At 45.0% G+C, this 21,880-nt stretch carries 18 protein-coding genes; 6 read left to right on the plus strand and 12 right to left on the minus strand.

The genetic code is table 11. The features are described from left to right. Window positions 1-1,178 precede the first annotated feature (1,178 nt). Window positions 1,179-2,156, minus strand: coding sequence for an endonuclease/exonuclease/phosphatase family protein (locus B4F66_RS07205; RefSeq protein ID WP_292411294.1), 978 nt, complete (start codon window positions 2,154-2,156; stop codon window positions 1,179-1,181). 953 nt (window positions 2,157-3,109) lie between these two features. On the opposite strand from B4F66_RS07205, the gene B4F66_RS07210 reads away from it, so the two are divergent. Further along, window positions 3,110-5,005 carry a DUF294 nucleotidyltransferase-like domain-containing protein gene (locus B4F66_RS07210; protein ID WP_292357731.1) on the plus strand — a complete coding sequence of 632 codons (1,896 nt, stop codon included), beginning with the start codon at window positions 3,110-3,112 and terminating at the stop codon, window positions 5,003-5,005. Between the two features lie 3 nt (window positions 5,006-5,008). Beyond that, window positions 5,009-5,731, plus strand: coding sequence for a 3'-5' exonuclease (locus tag B4F66_RS07215; RefSeq protein ID WP_292357733.1), 723 nt, complete (start codon window positions 5,009-5,011; stop codon window positions 5,729-5,731). Window positions 5,732-5,741: 10 nt separating this feature from the next. Here the strand turns inward: B4F66_RS07215 and B4F66_RS07220 are convergent, their stop codons facing one another. The 3 genes from B4F66_RS07220 to B4F66_RS07230 all read right to left on the minus strand — a co-directional run bounded on the left by B4F66_RS07220 (window position 5,742) and on the right by B4F66_RS07230 (window position 10,385). Next, window positions 5,742-7,394 (minus strand): BCCT family transporter, encoded by a 1,653-nt coding sequence (locus tag B4F66_RS07220; RefSeq protein ID WP_292357735.1) that lies wholly within the window; start codon window positions 7,392-7,394, stop codon window positions 5,742-5,744. Between the two features lie 96 nt (window positions 7,395-7,490). After that, window positions 7,491-8,855, minus strand: a complete 1,365-nt coding sequence (locus B4F66_RS07225; RefSeq protein ID WP_292357737.1) for a coiled-coil domain-containing protein — start codon at window positions 8,853-8,855, stop codon at window positions 7,491-7,493. A 463-nt stretch (window positions 8,856-9,318) separates the two neighbouring features. Further along, window positions 9,319-10,385, minus strand: a protein-coding gene (locus B4F66_RS07230; protein WP_292357739.1) for an IS3 family transposase whose coding sequence is annotated in 2 segments (ribosomal slippage) — window positions 9,319-10,130 and window positions 10,130-10,385 — 1,068 coding nt in all. Because the reading frame shifts where the segments join, the coding sequence is not laid out codon by codon here. Between the two features lie 72 nt (window positions 10,386-10,457). Between B4F66_RS07230 and B4F66_RS07235 the strand changes: the two genes are divergently transcribed. Further along, window positions 10,458-10,922: a universal stress protein gene (locus B4F66_RS07235; protein WP_292357741.1), complete on the plus strand. Its 465-nt coding sequence runs from the start codon at window positions 10,458-10,460 to the stop codon at window positions 10,920-10,922. A 418-nt stretch (window positions 10,923-11,340) separates the two neighbouring features. Here B4F66_RS07235 and hpnC read toward each other — a convergent pair whose 3' ends face one another. Genes hpnC through B4F66_RS07260 form a run of 5 tightly spaced genes read right to left on the minus strand, consistent with a single transcriptional unit; the run spans window position 11,341 to window position 16,198 of the window. After that, complete coding sequence (hpnC, locus tag B4F66_RS07240; protein WP_292357743.1) at window positions 11,341-12,255, minus strand: squalene synthase HpnC; 915 nt, start codon at window positions 12,253-12,255, stop codon at window positions 11,341-11,343. Beyond that, a complete protein-coding gene (locus B4F66_RS07245; protein WP_292357745.1) occupies window positions 12,245-13,531 on the minus strand; it encodes a DNA recombination protein RmuC in 1,287 nt (428 codons plus the stop codon). Before B4F66_RS07245 ends, hpnC begins: the two co-directional genes overlap by 11 nt. Beyond that, entirely contained in the window at window positions 13,522-14,181 is a 660-nt protein-coding gene (locus tag B4F66_RS07250; protein ID WP_292357747.1) for an HAD family hydrolase, read from the minus strand. Before B4F66_RS07250 ends, B4F66_RS07245 begins: the two co-directional genes overlap by 10 nt. Beyond that, on the minus strand, window positions 14,181-14,882 hold the full coding sequence (gene ubiG / locus B4F66_RS07255; protein WP_292357749.1) for a bifunctional 2-polyprenyl-6-hydroxyphenol methylase/3-demethylubiquinol 3-O-methyltransferase UbiG: 702 nt from the start codon (window positions 14,880-14,882) through the stop codon (window positions 14,181-14,183). The genes B4F66_RS07250 and ubiG overlap by 1 nt, the downstream gene beginning before the upstream one ends. Continuing rightward, window positions 14,879-16,198: a TRZ/ATZ family hydrolase gene (locus B4F66_RS07260; protein ID WP_292357750.1), complete on the minus strand. Its 1,320-nt coding sequence runs from the start codon at window positions 16,196-16,198 to the stop codon at window positions 14,879-14,881. The genes ubiG and B4F66_RS07260 overlap by 4 nt, the downstream gene beginning before the upstream one ends. 37 nt (window positions 16,199-16,235) lie before the next feature. Between B4F66_RS07260 and mtnA the strand changes: the two genes are divergently transcribed. Genes mtnA through B4F66_RS07275 form a run of 3 tightly spaced genes read left to right on the plus strand, consistent with a single transcriptional unit; the run spans window position 16,236 to window position 18,842 of the window. Further along, the gene (mtnA, locus tag B4F66_RS07265) at window positions 16,236-17,288 is read left to right on the plus strand and encodes an S-methyl-5-thioribose-1-phosphate isomerase (RefSeq protein ID WP_292357752.1); all 1,053 of its coding nucleotides are present in this window, start codon (window positions 16,236-16,238) and stop codon (window positions 17,286-17,288) included. Window positions 17,289-17,298: 10 nt separating this feature from the next. Then, window positions 17,299-17,973, plus strand: a complete 675-nt coding sequence (locus B4F66_RS07270; protein WP_292357754.1) for an SDR family oxidoreductase — start codon at window positions 17,299-17,301, stop codon at window positions 17,971-17,973. After that, window positions 17,967-18,842 (plus strand): phosphotransferase, encoded by an 876-nt coding sequence (locus B4F66_RS07275; protein WP_292357756.1) that lies wholly within the window; start codon window positions 17,967-17,969, stop codon window positions 18,840-18,842. Before B4F66_RS07270 ends, B4F66_RS07275 begins: the two co-directional genes overlap by 7 nt. Here the strand turns inward: B4F66_RS07275 and pnuC are convergent. Genes pnuC through B4F66_RS07290 form a run of 3 tightly spaced genes read right to left on the minus strand, consistent with a single transcriptional unit; the run spans window position 18,839 to window position 21,877 of the window. Further along, window positions 18,839-19,462, minus strand: coding sequence for a nicotinamide riboside transporter PnuC (gene pnuC, locus B4F66_RS07280; RefSeq protein ID WP_292357758.1), 624 nt, complete (start codon window positions 19,460-19,462; stop codon window positions 18,839-18,841). The genes B4F66_RS07275 and pnuC overlap by 4 nt on opposite strands. Next, entirely contained in the window at window positions 19,462-19,719 is a 258-nt protein-coding gene (locus B4F66_RS07285) for a YkoF family thiamine/hydroxymethylpyrimidine-binding protein (protein ID WP_292357760.1), read from the minus strand. Before B4F66_RS07285 ends, pnuC begins: the two co-directional genes overlap by 1 nt. 46 nt (window positions 19,720-19,765) lie before the next feature. Next, a complete protein-coding gene (locus B4F66_RS07290; RefSeq protein ID WP_292357762.1) occupies window positions 19,766-21,877 on the minus strand; it encodes a TonB-dependent receptor in 2,112 nt (703 codons plus the stop codon). Window positions 21,878-21,880: the final 3 nt, after the last annotated feature.

Here is a 21,880-nt window from a genome sequence, read left to right on the forward strand (position 1 = left end):
TGCCAGGCTTTAATACAAAAAAAAGAGCCCATCCAATCGGATGGGCTCTTTTTTTTGGCTTGAAGGTTTGCATTATCCTGCCTGAGCATGTGACTCCCCATGTGACATTATCGCCGGGACAAGCCAGGTTCCAGACATGGCTTTGCATACACTCCATCCATGGAGATAAGCGATAATGGACGCCGCCAGGCGTCCGAAGGGCTGAGTCCATGGCTGGGCTCAGTCAAAGTAGGTCAAAGCACAAAACTACTTCTTCAGGTGGCCTTTTTTATTATCTGTAGTTGAGACAATGTGACCTACTTGAACGGAGTAGTCAGTTTTTGCTCCTGCAAAACCGACAGATATTACTTCCCTGTAAATAACAAAAACGCCAGGACAGGAAATGCTCCCAGCATTGCTTCTGCATACACTCCATCCAGGGAGATAAGCGTTTTTGCATGAGCGAAGCGAGCCCGAAGGGGGCAGCCACAGGGCGGTGGTTGATAAAGTAGGTCACCGATAACTGCTCCTGCGTTATCGGCATACATCACATCCCTGTGAATAACTGCCAGGCTTTAATACAAAAAATACCCGGTTCTCCTCATAGAGGCCCGGGTATTTTTTTGTCTAGCCAGATTGTAATCATTGCACATGAGTCTGAGCACAAAGCAGGTGACATAATCGCCAGCAGCGACAAAGGATGCCGATAGGTGCTCGAAGAGCGAGATGCAGGGATGCACTTCATCAGAGTAGGTCGACATAACCACCAAGCTTCTCGGTTGGTATAAGTCATTCATGGACACGCAGATGTATGAAAGTGGGGCCCCCTAAATTAGGTCACTGTTGATTGTATCCTGACAAGATGAAAGGCAGTTATTTTAGGCGAGCCCTTTTATATTCAAAAGAATGTATCGTGACTTCAAATAGTTAAATAGAAATCGCTTCAATATTAGATCTAATCATTAGTAATAATGGTTCAACCATATTTAAATTAATATTTTTTATCTTTATTGTGTCCTGGAGCGTTTTCGCTGTTTCCCGGACCGGCTGGGTCATGGCCTGGTGGCATGTGTCCATGCTTATAGTGCCCACATCCCGACAACATACCAAAAATTAAAATGAGTCCTGCTGATAGCCATTTATGAAAATTCAAAATGGAATTCCTTAAAGTAAATTATTAAATACAAATATGCACTACGCTAACTTGGAGTAGGTACATCGCTTTCACTCACCTCTTCTGAGGTCAGTTTTTCTCTTGCAAATCTTTTATCATCGTTATCAGCCTTAACTTCGGGCTGTGATTTGATGGTATCAGAATGAACAAAGTTTAATTGTGTAAACAAAGCAAAATGATCAGAGCCAAAATGGGATAAACGACGGATATCATAAAGCGTAAAATGCGCACTATGAAATAAATGATCTAACGGCCAACGCATAAACCAATAATCAGCATGAAAGGTATTAAACATACCTCTACCAATGCGTGGATCTAATAATTTACTGATTTTGCGGAATAACCTGGTTGTGTTGGACCAGGCGACGTCATTGAGATCACCGGTAACGATTATTGGTAATTCAGCGTCTGCTAAGCTTTTGGCAACCATAATTAGCTCGGCATCACGCTTAGAAGACTCTTCATTTTCTGTCGGACTGGGTGGAGCCGGATGCAGAAAATGTACACGAATATTTTGGCCTGATGGCAAGGTTAACAATGTGTGCATTGATGGAATATCATCTTGCACCAGAAACTCAGTTGTCGACTCCGATAACAGGTATCTAGAATAGACATGCATACCATACAAGTTTTCCTGAGGACAGCTCATTCGATAAGGATAATCATCTTCAATTGGTTTGAGTTGGGTTTCCCACCATTGGTCTGTTTCTAGGGTAACTAAAATATCTGGATTATTATTCTGTATTAATTCAATCAGCTTCTCCGCTTTTCTGTTAGTCATCAGAACATTTGCAGTCATGATTTTTATACTGTTTTCAGAGTCCAGAGTAGAAGCCTCACATACTTCTTGTGAATAAAACTTAGTGTAAGGCAGTATCCACCATAACTGAAAAGCAATAACAAATAATGTGGGTAAGAGCAGTAACCAGAAACATAGATTTGCATAATCCATGAAGAGGATTTCGCCAATCAACAATAGAATCGCGGATACAAAATATTGCATTCGCGGAAAATCATGTACACGAACCCACCATATTTCTTTACTTGATAAACTAAGTAAAGAAACACAAAGCAACAAAATAACCAGAGGGGCAAATAAATATATCGGGTTCAAAAGGATTTTAGAATCAGTATAGAAAGAAATGAGACGTTAACATAAAAGTGCTTTTGCAGCAGTCACAATATTTTCACTTGTATTGAAGATATTGCACTGCGTTACCATCAATAACCGTATTTCATTCTATATGGTTAAAGAGTAAAGACATGAAGTTTTCAGACATTTTTTTTTGAGAAATGCCCAGCTTATTGACTAAAACGTTGGCAGATAAAAATTGATCGTATTACCAATAGCTGATACTGATGGTTAGTCCTCAACTTTCTGATAAGAATTAAAGTGGTGGCAGGCGCATATCCATAATACGACGCTTTATCCCCTCATTTTTAATCCCTTATACAAAACGTAAAACATCATCTACATGAGCATGCTAAAGGGAAAGAAGCCCATAATGTAGGCGGTTTGAAACGCCACCTAGCCACCTACCATCAGTAATACTGCAATAACAAGAACAAGACCTTTGGATAAAGCCCAGAATATGCGTAGTCGTACGGGGAGATAATCACCGTAAATGATGATATCAATAACTAATGAGCCGGAATCCTATGAAGTTACAAAAAATGTCACGACAAACATTGTGGCTATCCCAGATACCAGTGTACTGAAAGGCAATTTATTAAATTGCTGTTAATCTTTTGTTGAGGCCAAGCATACTGTAATTAGCTAAATGATCGTCTATCATAGCCAAAGGCCTCAACAAAATAGTGACGGTTTATCGCCCACCCTGCGGGTATAGGCTCAGGTTTTTCTACTGAGCGGCGACCTGATTTACTTGACCTATACTTATAGTTTACATATCGCTGTGGTTAATCGACCATTATCACTGTTTATTAGAGATTTTCATGGAAGCAGAACTTCGAGAAATACGCGACCACCTGAGTTTACATCCCCCATTTGATAAATTGCTGGATGACTTGTTAGATGATGTTGTGGGCAATATTGAGATTACCTATTTTAAGGCAGGCTCGATGATCCTCAACAGGGGGCAGTCTATCGATGCACTCTCATATATTCGCAGCGGCGCTGTCGAGACCTATCACTATAATGGTGAGCTCTATAACCGTTTGGAAGAAGGGGATATTTTTGGTCAATTTGGTCTTTTGCGACAAGGTAAGGTCCGCTTTCCAGTAAAGGCCATAGAGGATACCTTGCTTTATCAAATCCCCAAGACTATTTTTGATCGCCTATGTGACAATGATAGCTTTGCTGATTTCGTTGAGCTCTCTGGTTCACGCTTAAAAAGCACGATAGACGAGAGCCTGCGTGAAAATGACATGATGACGACGCGGGTACGAAAGTTGATCAGTCGTTTGCCCCTGATGGTGGAAATCACAGTGTCGATTCAGGAGGCTGCTCGCCTGATGACAGAAAATGTGGTTTCTTCAGTACTTTTAATTGAGCCCGCAGATGAGGAAGATAGTGATGGTGTCTTTAGAGGTGATGATGGTGGACTCTGGCGGCTGAAAGGCATGGTTACCGATGAAGATTTAAGGTCTCAGGTTGTTGCTGCCGGAGTTCAAACGGATAGGCCAGTAGGTCAACTTAGTGATGGCCGCTTAATTACTATTCAGTCTGATGAATCGGTCAACGAAGCCATGTTGATGATGTTGCGTAATCATATTCAGCGGTTACCAGTGCTGCATCGACGTCGCCCGGTTGGTGTTTTGCATCTGTCTGATATCGTTCGTTACGAAACCAATAGTAGCCTGTATTTGGCCAGTAATATTTTTAGCCGGAACTCTGTGCGTGATTTGTCACGGTTGATTCCAGAAATACGCGCCGCTTTCATACGCCTGGTAGATGATGGATCTAACGCAAAGATGATTGGCGACGCAATGTCCAGTATCGGCCGTAGCCTGATGCGGCGTTTGATCGAGCTGGCTGAAGATGAGTTAGGACCAGCGCCTATACCTTATTGCTTTATGGTGCATGGTTCTCTGGCTCGCCACGAGCAATCAGTAATAACGGATCAGGATAATGCGCTTGTATTGCATGATAGTTTCGATCCGGAGCATCACGATGAATACTTTAAAATGTTGGCGAAAAAAGTCAGCGATGGTTTGGATGCCTGTGGCTACGAATACTGTAAAGGCGGGATTATGGCCACCAATGAGCAATGGCGGCAACCCCTCGCGCAATGGCGACGCTATTTCGATGAGTGGATTGCCGATCCCGATCCTCAACGGCTTTTACACAGCTGTATTTTTTTCGACCTGGATGCTGTGTATGGTGAAGAATATTTAGTGGAAAACCTGCAAGATATGATTGCAACCAAAGCGCGTTATAATCCACGTTTTTTGGGTGCAATGGCACGTAATGCCTCGAATCGAAGACCACCTTTGGGTTTCTTTCGTACCTTTGTAATGGAAACCGATGGTCGTCAGCACAAGGTAATTAATATCAAGGGTCGAGGTTTGGCTCCTATAACGGATGTGATTCGTGTGCATGCGTTAGCGGTTGGCTCGAAAGCTCAGAACAGCGCTGAACGTTTGCGGGATATTGAGCAGGCAAACATTTTACCTGCTGGCCAGGTCGATAAACTACAGTATGCGCTGGAGTTTATTGCTTTAGTGCGCATGCGTCATCAAGCGTTTGAACTACGAAATGATCAGGCGATAGACAACGCTATTGAACCAGAAAATATTGACACAGCAGAGCGTCACAATTTGAAAGAGGCTTTCCAGGTGGTCAATAATGCACAGAATTTTCTTCCTTATCGTTACCCATACTCGGCATAGTGAATGTTTAAAAAACGATCGCAACAGAGTGTGATTGATGAGTGGCAGCGTTATCAAGCGCAGCAGGCGATAGCCTGTGCGAATCCTATACTACAACGCTTTTATCAAATGCCGTTGACGGATCCCGAGGTGCCGCTGTCAGAAGTGTCGTTTATGGCTCTGGATTTTGAAACAACTGGATTAGACCCACGATACAACGAAATAGTCAGCTTTGGTCTAGTGCCTTTTACCTTGCGAAGTATTCGACCATCAGATGGTTATTATCAGGTGGTGAAGCCGAAGTGTAACCTGTCTGAAGAGTCTATTGCCTTTCATCGTATTACTCACTCTCAGGTGGCCACTGCACCGCCGTTAGAACAGGTGTTAGATGAGCTACTGGAAAGATTGAGTGGTTGTATAGTGGTTGTTCATTACCAACACATAGAGCGACCTTTTCTGGACTTGGCCTGCCATAAATTATGGGGAGAACATTGTTTATTCCCATTAATTGATACCATGGCAATCGAAGCGCGTTGGGAGCGCAGAGGTTGGAAAAACCAGTTGAAAGAAAGGTTGGGTATACAGCCTGTGTCAATTCGACTCGATGATAGCCGTCAGCGGTATGGTTTGCCAACATATTCAGCTCACCATGCCAAGGTAGATGCCATGGCCACGGCTGAGCTGTTTTTAGCTCAGGTGGCCAGGCATTACTCTCCCACAACGGCCATTGGTCAATTGTGGGAGTGAATTGTTCAGGCTACCTGGGCTCGGTCATTAAACCGCGAACAATGGCATAACAACCTACCAGTAAGACGATTGTGAAAGGAAGGCCTGCAGAGATGGATGCCGCTTGCAGTGCAGCGAGTCCACCACCCAGCAACAAGGCGACAGCAATAGCGCCTTCGATAACGCCCCAGAATACGCGCTGCGGTTTAGGTGCGTCGATTTTGCCACCGGCGGTAATGGTATCGATAACCAAAGAGCCAGAGTCTGAAGATGTGATAAAGAACACAATGACCAAGATTATGCCGATAAACGACGTGATTTCAGTGAGAGGAAGCTGTTCCAGCATCACAAAAAGTTTTAGCGGCAGATCTGCTGAAACAACACCGTCAAAGCCAGATTGCAGTTGCGTGATCGCATTTGTGCCGAATGCGGTCATCCAGAAAACCGAGACAAGAGATGGAATCAACATTACAGAGATTAAAAAATCACGCACTGTACGACCACGGCTCACTCTGGCAATAAACATGCCCACAAAAGGGGACCAGCTGATCCACCATGCCCAGTAAAATGTCGTCCAACCTTGGCTAAAGTTAGCATCTTCGCGACCAAAGGGATTCGACAATGCAGGAAGTTCAGTTAAATAGCTGCTTAAGTTAGAAAAAAAGTTTGAAAATATAAGTAAGGTGGGACCAACAAAAACCACAAACATGAGCAGTACAAATGCCAGTACCATGTTAATTTCTGATAGCCGTTTTACACCTTTGTCGACACCAGCCAAAATTGAGACAATGGCGATTGCGGTGATGGCTGCGATTAGTAGAACCAGTACTACGTTTCCATCGCCTACGCCAAACAGATGATCTAACCCTGAGGCCGCTTGTTGCGCACCAAGCCCCAATGAGGTTGCCAGACCGAAGAGTGTGGCAAATACCGCCAAAATATCGATAAGGTGACCAGGCCAGCCCCAAATTCTCTCTCCTAATATAGGGTAGAAGATAGAACGGACCGTGAGTGGTAAGCCTTTATTGAATGAAAAAATCGCCAGTGACAGCGCCACAATGGCATAAATAGCCCAAGGGTGCAGACCCCAGTGAAAAATAGTAGCGGCCATGCCCAGTTTTCTTGCAGCCTCAGGGTCGCCGGCTGCGCCACCGAGTGGTGCCCAATCGGTTCTCAGACCATCAGTGCCCACGCTGGTTCCACCAAAAGCGCTGTTATAGTGAGACAGCGGCTCCGATACACCGTAGAAAACTAGTCCAATACCCATGCCAGCTGCAAACAGCATAGAAAACCAAGAAAGCCGAGAAAAGTCTGGCTTGGCTTCAACCCCGCCGATGCGAATACGACCCAATGGTGAAATAATCAAGCCCAGGCATAAGACAACGAATATGTTGGCAGACAACAGGAAAAACCATGTCATGTGCGTATTGATCCAGTTTTTACTAGCCTCAAAGATCGTAGTGGATTGTTCGGGTAAGGCTAGCGACAGGAAGACAAAAGCCAACACAACAATTGCCGAGAAGATAAAAACGACACCATGAAGATCAACAGTGATTCCGAAATGTTTGGCTCGGTAGTTATCTTGTCCAATCTGATAATCGGTATCGATCAAATTGGTAGCGCCATTGGGTGCGCGTACACCTGCTGATTCAGGTTCAGCGGAGTTATCGGATTGACTACTCACGTTGCTATCCTTTTATTTAAGAGTTTTTGTATAAGTGTAAGCACACTACAAGAATTCAGCACCGCCTGTTGGCGATCCTCATTAAGAAATTGGGGTTTAGAAGTAATAGCCAAAATTGATCAGGAAGCGGGTCTGCCACTCGTCGTCGGTGTTGGCACCGAGGCGATCGCCGAAGGCTGCATCACCACCGACAAACTCGTTGCCGTTGGAAAAGCCAACTTCGTTGTAGATATACCAACCACCGCGAGCCAGAGCCACACCGGCAACGATCATTTCACTGTCGTTGAATCCGCTCTGATCTTTCACGATAGAACTGTATTCCAGATAAGGCAGAACGTAGTCCAGCCAAGAAATGTTATTGGTAGGTTGGTAATAGCTTAAAGAAACAGCAGGTATCCACCCTTTGGCAGCCGCTGTACTTGGGAAGTCATAGGCACCAAATTGCACCAGATCATCTGTACCCAGTGCCTGGTCAACGTCGACATCGAATTCGTAGCGTGTCAGTTGTGTAGCCAACTTAAGGTTGCCCCATTGATTGACCATATGTACCGAGGCGGCGTAGTGGTTACCGTCGGATTGTACCCCGCGGCTCTTGAGTTCACCTGCTTGAAGCGAGAAACCTAGGTCGGTTGAGCTGTCATCACTGCTGTTAAACGAATAGATCCCCCGAACATTGATTTGATTGCGTTCTTCATAACCATTACCGGATTCATCGACGACATCATATGAATAGCGGGCGCTATCACGACTGGCACCGGCATAATGGCCTTCGTCACTGGAGTAATAGGCCACATCCCACGCCCACTTACCGTGTTGCGTACTGTATTTAATCCCTAGGTCCATATCATCCGACAGGCCAAGGTAGTAGTGTTGGTCAAATAACCAAGCCTGTGAGATACCATATGCACCGGGACCGAAGGGCACACGATTAACGCCCAGTTGAATCTGACTATGGTCGTCCGGGCTGTAACCCACCCAACCAGTATGCAAGAAATTATAGCCATCATACCAACGATACTCGATTTTAGCCGAGTAAGGTCCGTTGTTATAATCTAAATTTGCACGCAGCGTATCTAGGCCAACATTACCTTCATCTTCCCAGGCTCGACCAGGAGCACCGCTATCATTGGCGGTGTAATCACCTACTGTGTACAAGGCACGAATAGCACCGCCCACTGTCCAATTGCCTATCTTAATGGGCGCATCAGCATCGGTGAGCTTGGCATTAGTTTCCGCCAAATTTTTATTTTCGGTTTGAATGCTTTCAAGTTCAGCATTGACCGAGTTTAATTCGGCTTCTAGCTGTTGAATACGCTCTTTGAGTTCTGCCTCGCTAGCAGCAAAAGCGGCTCCAGAAGTGAAAAGAAGAAAACTCAAAAAGGGGATATGAGCCCATTTTTTTAGTGATGAGATTGAATTTAATTCTTCCCGAACAGGGGGACGGCAGGTAAGTAAGGTCATCTATCGAATTCTTATCTATTGTGGCTAATGATGGATTGCACGCTTGCTTTAAACAGCTGTGAATTCACATCAACTCTACAGTAGCGACCTTGAACTGTGCAAACTGTTGCAGATTTATAAGATCACAATCCTCGTGTCATCATCCCTGTCAAAAAAGAGTCGCTTTACCCTCTTGTCGTCGTCATCACTTGATGTACGGTTTGAAACAAGAGCCTTCGCAGGACAAGACCTGAGGCAGCCTGTTGTATTTCTTGCTAGAGTCAGCGGCCAGAATTTGCCCCATTTAAAATTGGAGCATCGGACTTTTTGAACATGATCAATTTCTAAACAGATAATGTCTTATTGGACAAAGTCTCTTTTAAACCTTAGTTTGGTGTCAAAGTGTCAAAGAAAAGCTAAAGATGGTGTAATCCCCCCATTAATAACCGCAATTAAAAGTAGAGGGTTAAGCTGGACTCAGCAACTACCTTGGCGGTACGCGACCAATTGCTGAGTTTGGCCGTTCATTATTGTATGTCCAAAGCCATTGTGTGGCGAGCAGCTGTGCCTGTTCAACAGACTCAAATAAATGTAATTCAAGCCATTCGTGACGTACGGTTCGGTTAAAGCGTTCGACGTAAGCATTCTGTGTTGGCTTACCCGGCTGGATATACATCAGGGTGATCTTCTGGTTATTTGCCCAATCAATCAGCACCTGACTGATGTTTTCCGGACCATTATCACATCGTATTGCAGCAGGCTTACCACGCCACTCCATGACCTGTTCTAATGACCGAATAACTCGCTGGCTCGGCATAGAAAAGTCCACATCAATACACAAGCCTTCGCGGTTATAGTCATCAATGACGTTGAATGTACGAAACTTACGACCGTTATCCAGTGCGTCAGACATAAAATCCATCGACCATACCTGGTTCATGCCAGTCGGAACGCTCAGTGCATCAGGTTTATCCCGTTTAATCCGCCGCCGGGGCTTAATGCGTAAGTTCAGTTCTAACTCACGGTATAAGCGATAAACACGTTTATGGTTCCAGCTAAATTTTTTAACATTACGTAAATGATCGAAACACAAACCAAAGCCCCAGCGTTTATTAGCAGTGGTTAAACGTAATAGCCAATCAGCAATAACGGCATTTTCGTTGGATAGCTTGGCTTGGTGGCGATAACAGGTTTCACTGATCCCGAAGATCTCACAGGCAAGGCGAATACTAAGGCCGAGTTTGGCGACGACCTGCTGCGCCATCTCTTTACGCAGAGATGGCTTTACCACTTTCCCTCAAGTGCCTCCTGGCGGATCTGCGATTTCAAGCATTCCTCAGCATACATTTTCTTCAAACGGCGATTTTCATCTTCAAGCTCTTTGAGGCGCTTTATCATTGCGGTGTCCATGCCGCCATACTTCGCTCGCCATTTGTAAAAGGTGGCACTACTGATGCTGTGCTCTCGACAAAGATCTTGAACACTTATCCCTGCTTCGTTTTGTTTGAGGATCGCCATGATCTGGCTATCTGTAAATTTTGATGTCTTCATGCAGAATCTCCTGCGCTTTAGTTTACGAGAAAATTCTACTTTTGAACTCAATTATTTATTGGGGGGATTACAATGGAATTTAATTTTACTTTGATTCTCAATGACAGAGCAGGAGATAAAGTCATGTATTCAACTATTATGGTTCCGGTAGATCTGGAACATGCCGCCACCATGGAAAAAGCAATCAGAACCGCTGCTGATATTGGTAAGCTATACCACTCTAAAGTCATACTAGTTGGGGTAGTAAGCTCCGCCCCGAGCAGCGTTGCTCACAATCCGGAGGAGTTCGCACAGAAACTGGATCAGTTCACCCAGTCACACACTGAACAATGTGGTTATCCGATGGAGTCAAAAGCCGTGACTTGCAATGATCCAGTGGCAGAACTGGATCGGGCGCTGGAAAAAGTCGGTAATGAAGTCGGTGCTGACCTGGTAGTCATGGCATCACATGTTCCGGGTTTCATGAATCATCTGTTCCATGCCAATGCCAGCCATCTGGCAGAGCATGAGCATATTTCGGTATTCATCGTTCGCTGAATAATGGGTGTCTGCCACCTTAATATATCCTCCATCTTCACCAGCACGCGAGGCAGCACCAGAGTCATTTCTGGGATAATCACTGATAACGTAATTAGCACGCATAGCACCACCAATTTTCATTGACCACTGAAACTTCTGCTTGTTCTGCACTTTGTTCGGCCTTTTGACAGCTCTAAGCTGCTTTGAATTGCTGCTGAAGCGCTTCTACTTGCTTTGTAATGCCGAGAGAGGTTTCAGCTCTGGTTTGTATTCAGCGGCAGGAACAGTATAAAGCTAGCGAAAGAAGATGCTTTTTTTGCAGGCATATTAATTCCTTATTCCCTCGGTAATGACAATTAATGAATTTGTGCGAGGCATAAGAACTAACAGAGCAGTTAATTAGAAGATTTTCAAAGTCTGGTGCAAGCTTTTGTTGTTAAAAAGGAAGATGCTTTTGCTGCAGCAAGCAGTTCGTGCGAGCAAGATAACGACGCTTTGATAAGGCGTTTATTAGGACGCAGAGATGTTGCCGTTTGGTTAATCTTGGTCGGCTAAGCAGTTCATTGTCTGGCTGCTGAATTAACAATGATAGAACTTCTATGCCACCCAATGTCATGGCACGAATCTCCCAGCCGAGGCGGCCGGTTAATGTCATACCAAGCTGATACCCTTCTTGCATCAATTGCATCGTATATTGATAAAGAGGGCGCAGAACTACAGACAATTTTCTTGTATCTCCGGCAAGCAGTTGTGAATCATCAATGCCTGCGGCTTCAAGACGATCTTGCGGTAAATAGATACGATTTTTCTCCAGATAATCCTGCTCGATATCCTGGAAAAAATTGATCAACTGTAACGCTGTGCAGATGCAATCTGATTGATGCAACTGTGAGTCGGTAAGACTGTTATTGAGATGTAATACCAAACGGCCTACCGGATTAGCTGAATAACGACAATATTCAAGCACCTCTGCCAAATTCGCATATCGTTTCACGCTGACATCCTGTCGAAAAGCTTTCAGCAGATCTGCAAATAGTAAAACAGGCAAGTCATGCTGCTGAATGCTATCAGCCAGCGCTATCCAAAGCGGGGCAACAGTGGTCAGATTTTGGTTTGCTATTGCTTGAAGTTCTCGATGGAATTCATCCAGCTGTTGCAGTCTTGTCGTTGCCGTCGCATCCCCTTCGTCAGCAATATCATCGGCTTGTCTTGCAAAGGTATAGATTGCCGCTACCGGCAATCGCAGTTTTTTTGGCAATAGAAGTGAGGCAACAGGGAAATTTTCGTAGTGACCGCGCGCGAATTGTTGGCAATAGTGGTAGGCGGCTTGAACTTGTCGATCAGTCGGCATCGTTTTTGTCTTGCACCTGGCGTGGCTGCTGCTCGAGAGGAGGTAAGTCAGTGATCTGACTCTTGGTACTGATACCCATCTCGATGAACTTGCGCGCGCCCGGCAATACCTGACGCTCAAGTGAGCCGACAGCACTATTGAAATGATTGACGCTTTGGCCAAGACTGTTACCCAGCTTGCTTAAATGATTACCAAAAGTAGCCAATCGTTTATAAAGTGTTTCGCCAAGTTCGCGAATGATTTCAGCATTTTCTGCCAATGCCTGTTGTTTCCAGCCATAGGAAACGGCTCGTAATAAGGCAATGAAGTTGGTGGGGGTGGCCAGAATAATATTCTGACTCATACTGTCTTCCAATAGGGCAGGATCCACTTCCAATGCTGCCGAGAGGAATTGTTCGCCAGGAATAAATAACACGACAAATTCGGGAGACTGAGAATATTCCGCCCAGTAATTTTTGCGGGACAGTTCTTTAATCCTGCCGCGAATGATTTGAGCGTGACGCTTTAATTCCAGTTTACGGGTCATATCATCTTTGGCCTGGATAGCCGATAAATAAGCATCCAGCGGTGTTTTAGCATCGACAATGATTTCGCGTTTTTCCGGTAGGCGAACAATCATATCGGGCCGGATACTACCTGTTTCAGTGGTAGTATGTGTCTGCTCGTAAAAATCACAATGTGCCACCATTCCACTAAGCTCTGCCAGACGTTTTAGGGTCATTTCTCCCCATTGGCCGCGGACTTCTGGGCGGCGTAGTGCCTGCACCAGATTTTGAGTTTCCTGCTGCAACTGTTGTTGACTCAGGTTCATTTGGGTAATGGTTGTATTCAGGCTGCCGTAAGCCTCTTTGCGATCCTTTTCAATTTCCTGAATTTGCTTGCTGGTCTGCTGCAATGCTTCATTGATTGGTTTAAGCATTTGCTCAATGGCTTTTTCTTTCGACCCCAAATCCGCTTTAGCTTCACTTTGGAAACGTTTCAGATTTTCTTCAGCCAGTCGCAAAAAGCTGGTGTTATTTCGTGTTAACGCTTCATTGGAAAGTTGATTAAAAGTATTGGCTAATTGCTCACGGGTTTGAGATAGAAGCTCGTCCATTTGCCGTTTGTTTTTTTGCTCCAGCTGTAATGTCAGATCCAGCTCAGCATTGTTTTTTTCCAGTGTGCGAATTTTGCCACTGCGAATAAACAGACCGATAACAATGCCCAGCAAAATACCAACCAACAAAACGATCAATAAGTCCTGGTGTTGCAAAAAAAACTCGGGACTTAAATCCATTGTAAAATCTCATGTGGATGATTAATCAGACAGTCTGCCTGCCAGGACTCCGGCTCATCAGTTTCGGAAATATAACCATATAAAGCGACGACGGAACGCATTTGGGCATTATGTGCTGCCTGAATATCACGTTCTGCATCACCAATATAAATACAATCCACAGGCTTGGCATCCAGCAGCTCACAGGCATGTAACATTGGCGCTGGATGCGGCTTGCTATAGGGTGTGGTATCGGCGCTAACAATGCACGCGGCAGAATCGGTTAATTGCAATGCTTCCATGAGTGGCATTGTCAGGAAGGACGGTTTGTTGGTAACCACTCCCCAACGAATCTCATTGGCTGCAAGACCATCAAGTACTTGTTGCATGCCGATAAATAAAGCGGATTCGCGGGCGATATTTTCTGCATAAAGACTTAAAAATCGCTGTTGTAGGGCCGGATAAACAGGATCTTCTTTTTCAATGCCAAATCCCAGTTTTAATAGACCGGCACTACCATGGCTGGCCACAGGACGAATTCGTGCATGATCCAGCGGCTGATGACCTTCTTGTTCTAATAAGGTATTTAATGCATAGCCCAGATCAGGTGCCGTATCGACCAATGTGCCATCCAAATCAAACAGCACGACATTAAAGGGAGAAATAAACATCAGATCCGTCGACAATGTACAAGATAATTAACATCAACATCTCTGCTGAGTTTATAACGACGTGTCAGCGGATTGTAGCTGATACCGGTGATGTCATATACATGCAAACCAGCCTCGCGACAACAACGTGCCAGTTCCGCCGGTCGAATAAAACGTGCGTAATCGTGGGTGCCTTTGGGCAGCATTTTGGCAATATATTCAGCACCGACAATCGCTAATAGATAGGCTTTTGGATTGCGATTCAAGGTGGAGAAAAACACATCACCACCCGGTTTTGCCATTGTCGCACAGGCATTAATAATCGCCTGTGGATCGGGCACATGTTCCAGCATTTCCATACAGGTTACGACATCAAATTCATCCGGATGTTTTTCCGCCATGGCTTCAGCGGTCGTCAGTTCGTATTTGATTTTCAGGCCAGCTTCCAGCGCATGCAGTTTAGCGACATTGAGTGGCATTTCGCCCATATCAATGCCAAAAGTTTCAGCACCGCTTTTGACCAAGGCTTCAGTGAGAATACCACCGCCACAACCTACATCTACTGCCTTGGTATTCTTCAACTGAGCTCTTTCATTAATAAACGCGAGCCGCAGCGGATTAATTTCATGCAGCGGTTTGGATTGTCCTTCCGGATCCCACCAGCTCGATGCCAGTGCATCGAATTTAGCGACTTCTGCTGGATCGACGTTATGTTTTGTCATGAGACAGACCTTATTTTTTTTGCCCATTGTTGGGCCTGGGCAGAGACATGTTGTGCATTTAATGTGGTGAGCTGGCGTTGTTTTAATAATTGTTTTCCAGCTACCCAGACATCAGAAACTTTATCGCGCCCAGTGGCATAAACCAATTGTGACGGTAGATCATAAAAAGGTTGTGTTTCTATGTCGCTGAGATCGATAGCGATAATATCAGCGGCTTTACCTATTTCAAGTGAACCGGTGACGGAATCAATGCCAAGGGATTTAGCAGCATTAATGGTGGCCATCTGTAATGCCTGATATGCAGGCACCACACTGGGATCACCTGCCACACCTTTTGCTAACATCGCGGCCTGACGCATTTCGGCAAACATATCCAGATCGTTATTAGATGCCGCGCCATCAGTACCGATGCTGACATTGACACCACGCTTGATGAGCTCGGCGATTGGAGAAAATCCACTGGCAAGTTTCATATTAGATTCTGGACAATGCACAATGTGAACACCCGCTTCGGCGCACCAGTCCATTTCTTCTTCCGTCAACTGCGTCATATGTACCGCAATCAAACGTGGGGAAAGCAGGCCTAAATCTTTTAACCTTGCCAATGGACGTTTACCATACTGGGCCACACTGTCTGATACCTCAGCAGCGGTCTCATGAATATGCATCTGGATTGGCAAATCCAGTTCTTCGGCATTAATGATAATGGCTTGCAGGGTTTGGTCTGAAACCGTGTAAGGGGCATGTGGTGCATAGTTGGTGGTTATACGCGGATGGTGCCGATACTTATCATGTAGGGCCTGGCCTTTATGTAAGTACTCATTTACATCTTTTGCCCAGTTTGTGGGAAACTCAAGAACAACCATTCCGAGGCTGGCACGGATACCGCTGCTATCAACCACCCGGGCAGTTGCTTCGGGAAAGAAGTACATATCACTGAAACAGGTGGTACCACCACGAATCATTTCGGCGATAGCCAGAGCAGAACCGGATTCTACAAAAGCATCACCAACAAATTGTTGCTCAGCGGGCCAGATATGATTATTTAGCCAGGTCATCAGAGGTAGATCATCAGCTAAACCGCGGAATAATGTCATAGCGGTATGGCCATGATTGTTAATTAATCCCGGCATCACGCAATGTTCAGCCATATCTTGTGTCTGAGTAGCTTGATAAAGCTGTTCCGCCTGATTTTGCGGTAATAGCGCTACAATATTGCCCTCATTGATAACAATAGAATGATTTTCGAGAATGAGTTGTTCTGCCGTCATCGGCAGACACCAGCGGGCATTAATGATCAGATCGACGTTTTTCATAGCGTTCGATTATAACCGCCATCGGCAGGAGAACACAGTGCAAAGCACCAGTGAAATGATTCAACCCATCAAATGGCAAGACCAACAGCTGCATTTGCTGGATCAGCGTTTACTTCCAACACAGCAACTCTGGCTAAAATACGAACATGCAAGTGAGGTGAGTGATGCTATACGTGAAATGGTGGTGAGAGGCGCACCGGCAATTGGCATAACAGCAGCTTATGCCGTGGTTTTAGCTGCCCGGGATGCTTGGAATAAGGGGGGTGTATACTGGAAGCAGGCAATGTATGAGCCTCTGGCCAAACTCGCAGCATCGCGTCCTACAGCGGTAAATCTGTCATGGGCAATCGAACAAATGACAGCGATTTATCTCAACTTGCCCGAAACCTATTCTCCAGAAACTGCCTTATTGGAAGCCGCTCTCCGCATTCATCAGCAGGATATTGCGGCCAACCAAACCATGGGGAAACTGGGAGCGGATTTGATTGCTCCCGACAGTATGGTATTAACCCATTGTAATGCTGGTGCATTGGCGACTGGCGGAGTGGGGACTGCATTAGGTGTAATAAGTCAGGGGTATTCAGATGGCAAAATAAAACACGTCTATGTGGATGAAACTCGTCCTTGGTTGCAAGGTGCGCGCTTAACTGCCTGGGAATTAATGCAGGGCAAAATTCCCGCGACTTTGCAGGCAGATGACACTGCGGCTTCATTAATGGCTTCTGGTAATATCCATTGGGTTATTGTTGGTGCAGATCGAATTGCTGCCAATGGGGATGTGGCGAATAAAATCGGTACATACTCATTAGCCGTATTAGCAAAATACCACCAGGTAAAATTTATGGTAGTCGCACCGTTATCAACTATTGATTGGCAAATTGAAACCGGAAAACAAATCGAAATCGAGCAACGGCCATCAAGGGAAGTGACTCATATTGCCAACCAGCAAATTGCGCCGGATGGGGTGAAGGTGTCGAATCCGGCCTTTGATGTCACACCGGCAGAGCTGATAAACGCTATTGTCACCGAAGCAGGCGTTGTGTTGTCACCCTCAACGACTACAATGAAAAACCTTCATAAGCATAATTAAGGAGCAGGATATGTCACAAACCGCACTTGTCACCGGTAGCAACCGAGGTATCGGGTTTGAGTTATGCCGGCAATTAAAAGAACGTGGCTTTGATGTGATTGCGACCTGTCGCCATCGCTCTCCAGCTTTAGCTGAACTGGATGTAGAGATTATTGAAGATGTAGAAGTCAGCGACCCTATAAGTCTTAAAGCGCTTTCCGAAAAACTTGGCGATCGTAAGATCGACTGGTTGATTAACAATGCCGGTATCGCGGCAGGTCTCGGGCTTAATGATATCGACTCCAATGCCATTGATAGTTTTAAAAGCATGTTTGAAGTCAACAGTCTTGGTCCTTTGTTAACCACTCAGGCGTTAGTTGAGCATATGTCCCAGGGTAGCAAGGTAGGCATAATTACCAGCCGTATGGGATCTATCGCCGATAATGACTCCGGTGGTAGTTATGCGTATCGCATGTCCAAAGCTGCTGTTAATGCTGCAGGCAAATCGTTATCTATTGATTTGAAACCCAAAGGTATTGCGGTGGCTATATTGCATCCGGGCTGGGTCAGAACTGATATGACCGGACATGGTGGTCTGATTGATGCGGATGAATCAGCAAAAGGCTTGCTGGATCGGATGGCAGAGTTGAATATTGATAATAGCGGTACTTTCTGGCATATGAATGGTGAAGTGTTGCCTTGGTAAACTACCCATCGCTTTCACAACAGCAGCAAAAAGCCTTGCCGGACCTGCAAAAGCCGCCAAGTAGAATACCTGCCCAGTTTAGCGATAGTAGTCATCAACTCTGGTTTTGTGAAACCGTCGATGGACCGATGGTTTTGAAGCTGTGTGATCATGCCAATATCGAGCAGTCGGCTTTCTGGCAAAAAATGAATAGCCTGTTTGCCATCAATTTTCCGACATCATTGGGGAATATTGCAGAAGTTTATCAACGTATTTCCACTATTAGTCCTTTGGTCATCCCGTCACTGATTAATTCGATGGCAGCGGAATTCGTGCTGGCTCGTTGGTTACCTGGTGAAGATGTGGATCCATCTTCCGTAACAGCGTTGACGATTAAATCATTGGCTAACCATATCGGTTTGATGCATCAGCAGCAGCATCCACGATGGGGGAGTCTGCAACAGCCAGAATATACAGCAGAAGATTGGCCGCGGCGTCTGAAAATAACCTTGCAGCAACAATCTGATTCAATTGAACAAACTGTTTTACAACAGGCCTTGAAGCAGGCCGAACTACTATGTGAAAACACATTTGTGCCCATCATGCCCGATTTACGGTGGGATCAGTTTTTGATGCAGCAAGATAAGCTTTCTGCACTGGTTGATCTGGATGCGATTGTCTATGGTCCAAGAACGTTAGAATTTGTTTTGCTCGAATATTTGCTGGATCAATCACAGGCAGAACAGTTTGCTGCTGAATATCAGAATTATCAGGTCATCCCAGATCTGACGAATGTTCGGTTGCCTTATCGATTATTACTATTTTTGATGAATGTTTTAGGTGAGACAGATTTGAATTCCTGGCTCAACCATCCCGAACGGTTTAGTTAAGCCGTTCGAGTCTGGTGTTGGGCTGCTAATAACTTACGCCATTTGAAATACCCCGCCATAGCGAGAAACAGATAAATACTGAACATCACGATAGTGGCGTAAAAGCCGGTTAATGCATAAAGCACAATGGCTGAGCTGTTGATAACTTGCCAATATAACCAGTTTTCCAATACTTTACGTGCCATCAATAACGTATTCATCACCGAAAACACCATCACAAATGCATCCAGATAGGGATATTGAGTAGCATGAGCCGATAGGTAATAGCCAAACACTAAACTGAGAAATCCACCAGTGGCAATAAAGATCAGATGATATTGCCATGGCCAGCTGTGAATATTCAGTTCTGCGGTCTGATTTTCATGACGATGCCAGAGAATAAAGCCATAGATCGCCATACCAATGTAATACAGGTTTAGCAGGGCCTGCATTGGCAACTGGTTTTCCCAAAACAGGATGGTGTAAATAATGGTACTGATAAACGCTAATGGCCAGCACCATTGTGATTCTCGGGCAGCAAACAGGATATAGCCAATTCCCAGCAGAGCGGCAAATACTTCCCAGCCACTCATTGACGCCAGCCCAGCTAGCGTAATATTCCACCAGCCTGATTCAGACATTAGTCTTTGACTTGATGACGATCGTTACCGATCAGTTTTAATACAAAAACGCTATGCGGCATCTGGGCAAACACCGCTTCAATTTCACTGTCCATCGCATCCATCACATCACGATACTCGCCAAAAATCTGCGTGCTCAATGTATTACGGTGCACGATCAATTTTGGATTGTTTTCCAACTTGGCAATAAACGCCAGAATTGGTTTAACAAATTGCTCTGTCAGCGGATAAAGGCTGATATCTACAGAAATTCGCATGATAGTTTCCTTAAGAAAGGAGGGGCACTAAAGCACCTCAGTTAAATTAGTAGTCGTAAGATACAGTCATACCGAAAGTACGGGGATCAGCATATTGGGTATAAACTCGATCTTCATAGCCAGCTGATGGATCGATACCAAAGAAAAAGCCGCGAGTGTAATAGTCTTTATCAAACAGATTGCGACCCCACAGGGTAAATGTCCAGTTTTGCTGCTGGTACTGCAAACTTGCATTGGTAATGGCGTAAGAACTGGATTTCGCATTATGGCTGTTGGAGTAATAGAACTCATCCTTGCCCTCAACATTGGCGCGAAGATTCCATTGTGGGGTCAGATAGACTTCACTGCCAATACTAAATGTGTAGGCAGGAGCATGAGCTTGCCTCCTGCCCTGAATATTTAATCCAGACTCATCCAGTTCAGGGTTGTCATATTCGTCAAATGTCGCATGCAACAGACCTACTGCCGCAAAGGTTCTTAAGCGTTCATTGATCAACCAATCAACACTTGCTTCAATCCCCATATTGCGGCCTTTCGCTGCATTATCCTGATAATCAATAAAACGGGTACCACCACTGTCGCGTGGCACACCTACAGAGGTTTTTACCTGGGCATCTTTTCGCAAACCATAAAATGCCGTGATATCGGTCACCAAGCTTCCATTCAGCCATAGTGATTTCATACCGGCTTCAAGGTTCCATAAATATTCATTATTGAATTTGCGTAAGCCTGGCGCCAGATCTGCTTCCGTGTTAACCCCCCCAGCTTTGTAGCCACGGGATAATGATGTGTATAAAAGGTGTTGTGGACGGAACTGATAATTCAAACCGACTTTCCCCCCGAATAACACATCGCTGTCATCCAGATCCAATCCTTGCGAATCGTCATAATCAGCGTCCCAATGTTCAGCACGTAAGCCAGTTATCAGGGTCAGTTTTTCCGTTAAAGCGGTATCTAATTGCCCAAAAATGGCACTGTTAGATGTTTCATAAGTGTTATTTAGAGGGTAGACATCAGGTGTATCGTTATCGAAGTATTTGCGCTTGAGATCTTGGCGTTGATCGGCCAGATAAATACCTACTGACCAATCAGTTGTATCAGCAAAAATACGACCCTCTTCATTGGAAAGGGCTCTGAATTCTATAGAGTAGTTTTCCCGTTCGCGTTTGTACTGATCAAAACCACTGTAAGGAAATAAACTGGGATCAAACTGACCTTTATACGACCAGTCATCATCATAGCTATATTCCAAATCAGATTTGGAATAGGTCAAAGTAGATTGTAATTGCACTTTACTGCTTGCTCGCCAGTCGGATTTGAGTGCAAATGCATTGGTATGCTGTTTGTCATTGCCAGGCTCATCTGAAAGACTGTTACGGCTGTTATCAAGCGTGAATGCGTCGTAACCATTGTCGATATTTAAATGCAGCAAATTCAGATCAATGGTCAGGTCATTATTGACCAGCCATTTCAAATGTCCGCGGGCAGTCATTTCATCCTGATTTTGCGTATTGTCACGACCTAGAAAATCATTATCCATGTAGCCATCTGAACGATGGGTATGCACAGCTATTCGCCCCAGTAAAGTGTCTTTAATTAATGGACCGCCTACTGCTACACCGACACTTCGGGTATCGTAATTGCCTACGGTTGACTGAAAATTCATATCCAGATCATTGGTGGCCTGTTTGCTTTGCATATTGATAACACCGGCTAATGCATTGGCTCCATACAACGTACCCTGAGGTCCACGTAATACTTCTACTTTCTCAATATCAAATAGTGTGGCTGCGCCGCCACTGCGACTAAAATCGATACCATCAATATAAAGTCCTACCGATGGGTTTAGGGGAGCAAGAAACTCACTGCGTTCACCAATACCACGGATCTGAAAAAACTGACCACGGGAAGCGCCGCTGGAAAGATTTACATTGGGTGCAAGATTGAGAACATCTTCAATGTGCTGGGCACCACGTGATTCAATGATTTCCTCATCGAATGTTGTCAGACTGACGGGAATATCCTGGGCTTCTGCAGGACGAAAATCTGCACTGACCAGCATGGACGGTAAATCAGTGCTATCGGTCTCGGTTTGTGCAACTGCGCCGGGAGAAAATAATGCGCTGGTGACTGCGATGGAAAGCAGGGTGAGTTTCATGAC

The organism is Methylophaga sp. UBA3603 (assembly GCF_002375335.1).
Classification (GTDB): domain Bacteria; phylum Pseudomonadota; class Gammaproteobacteria; order Nitrosococcales; family Methylophagaceae; genus Methylophaga.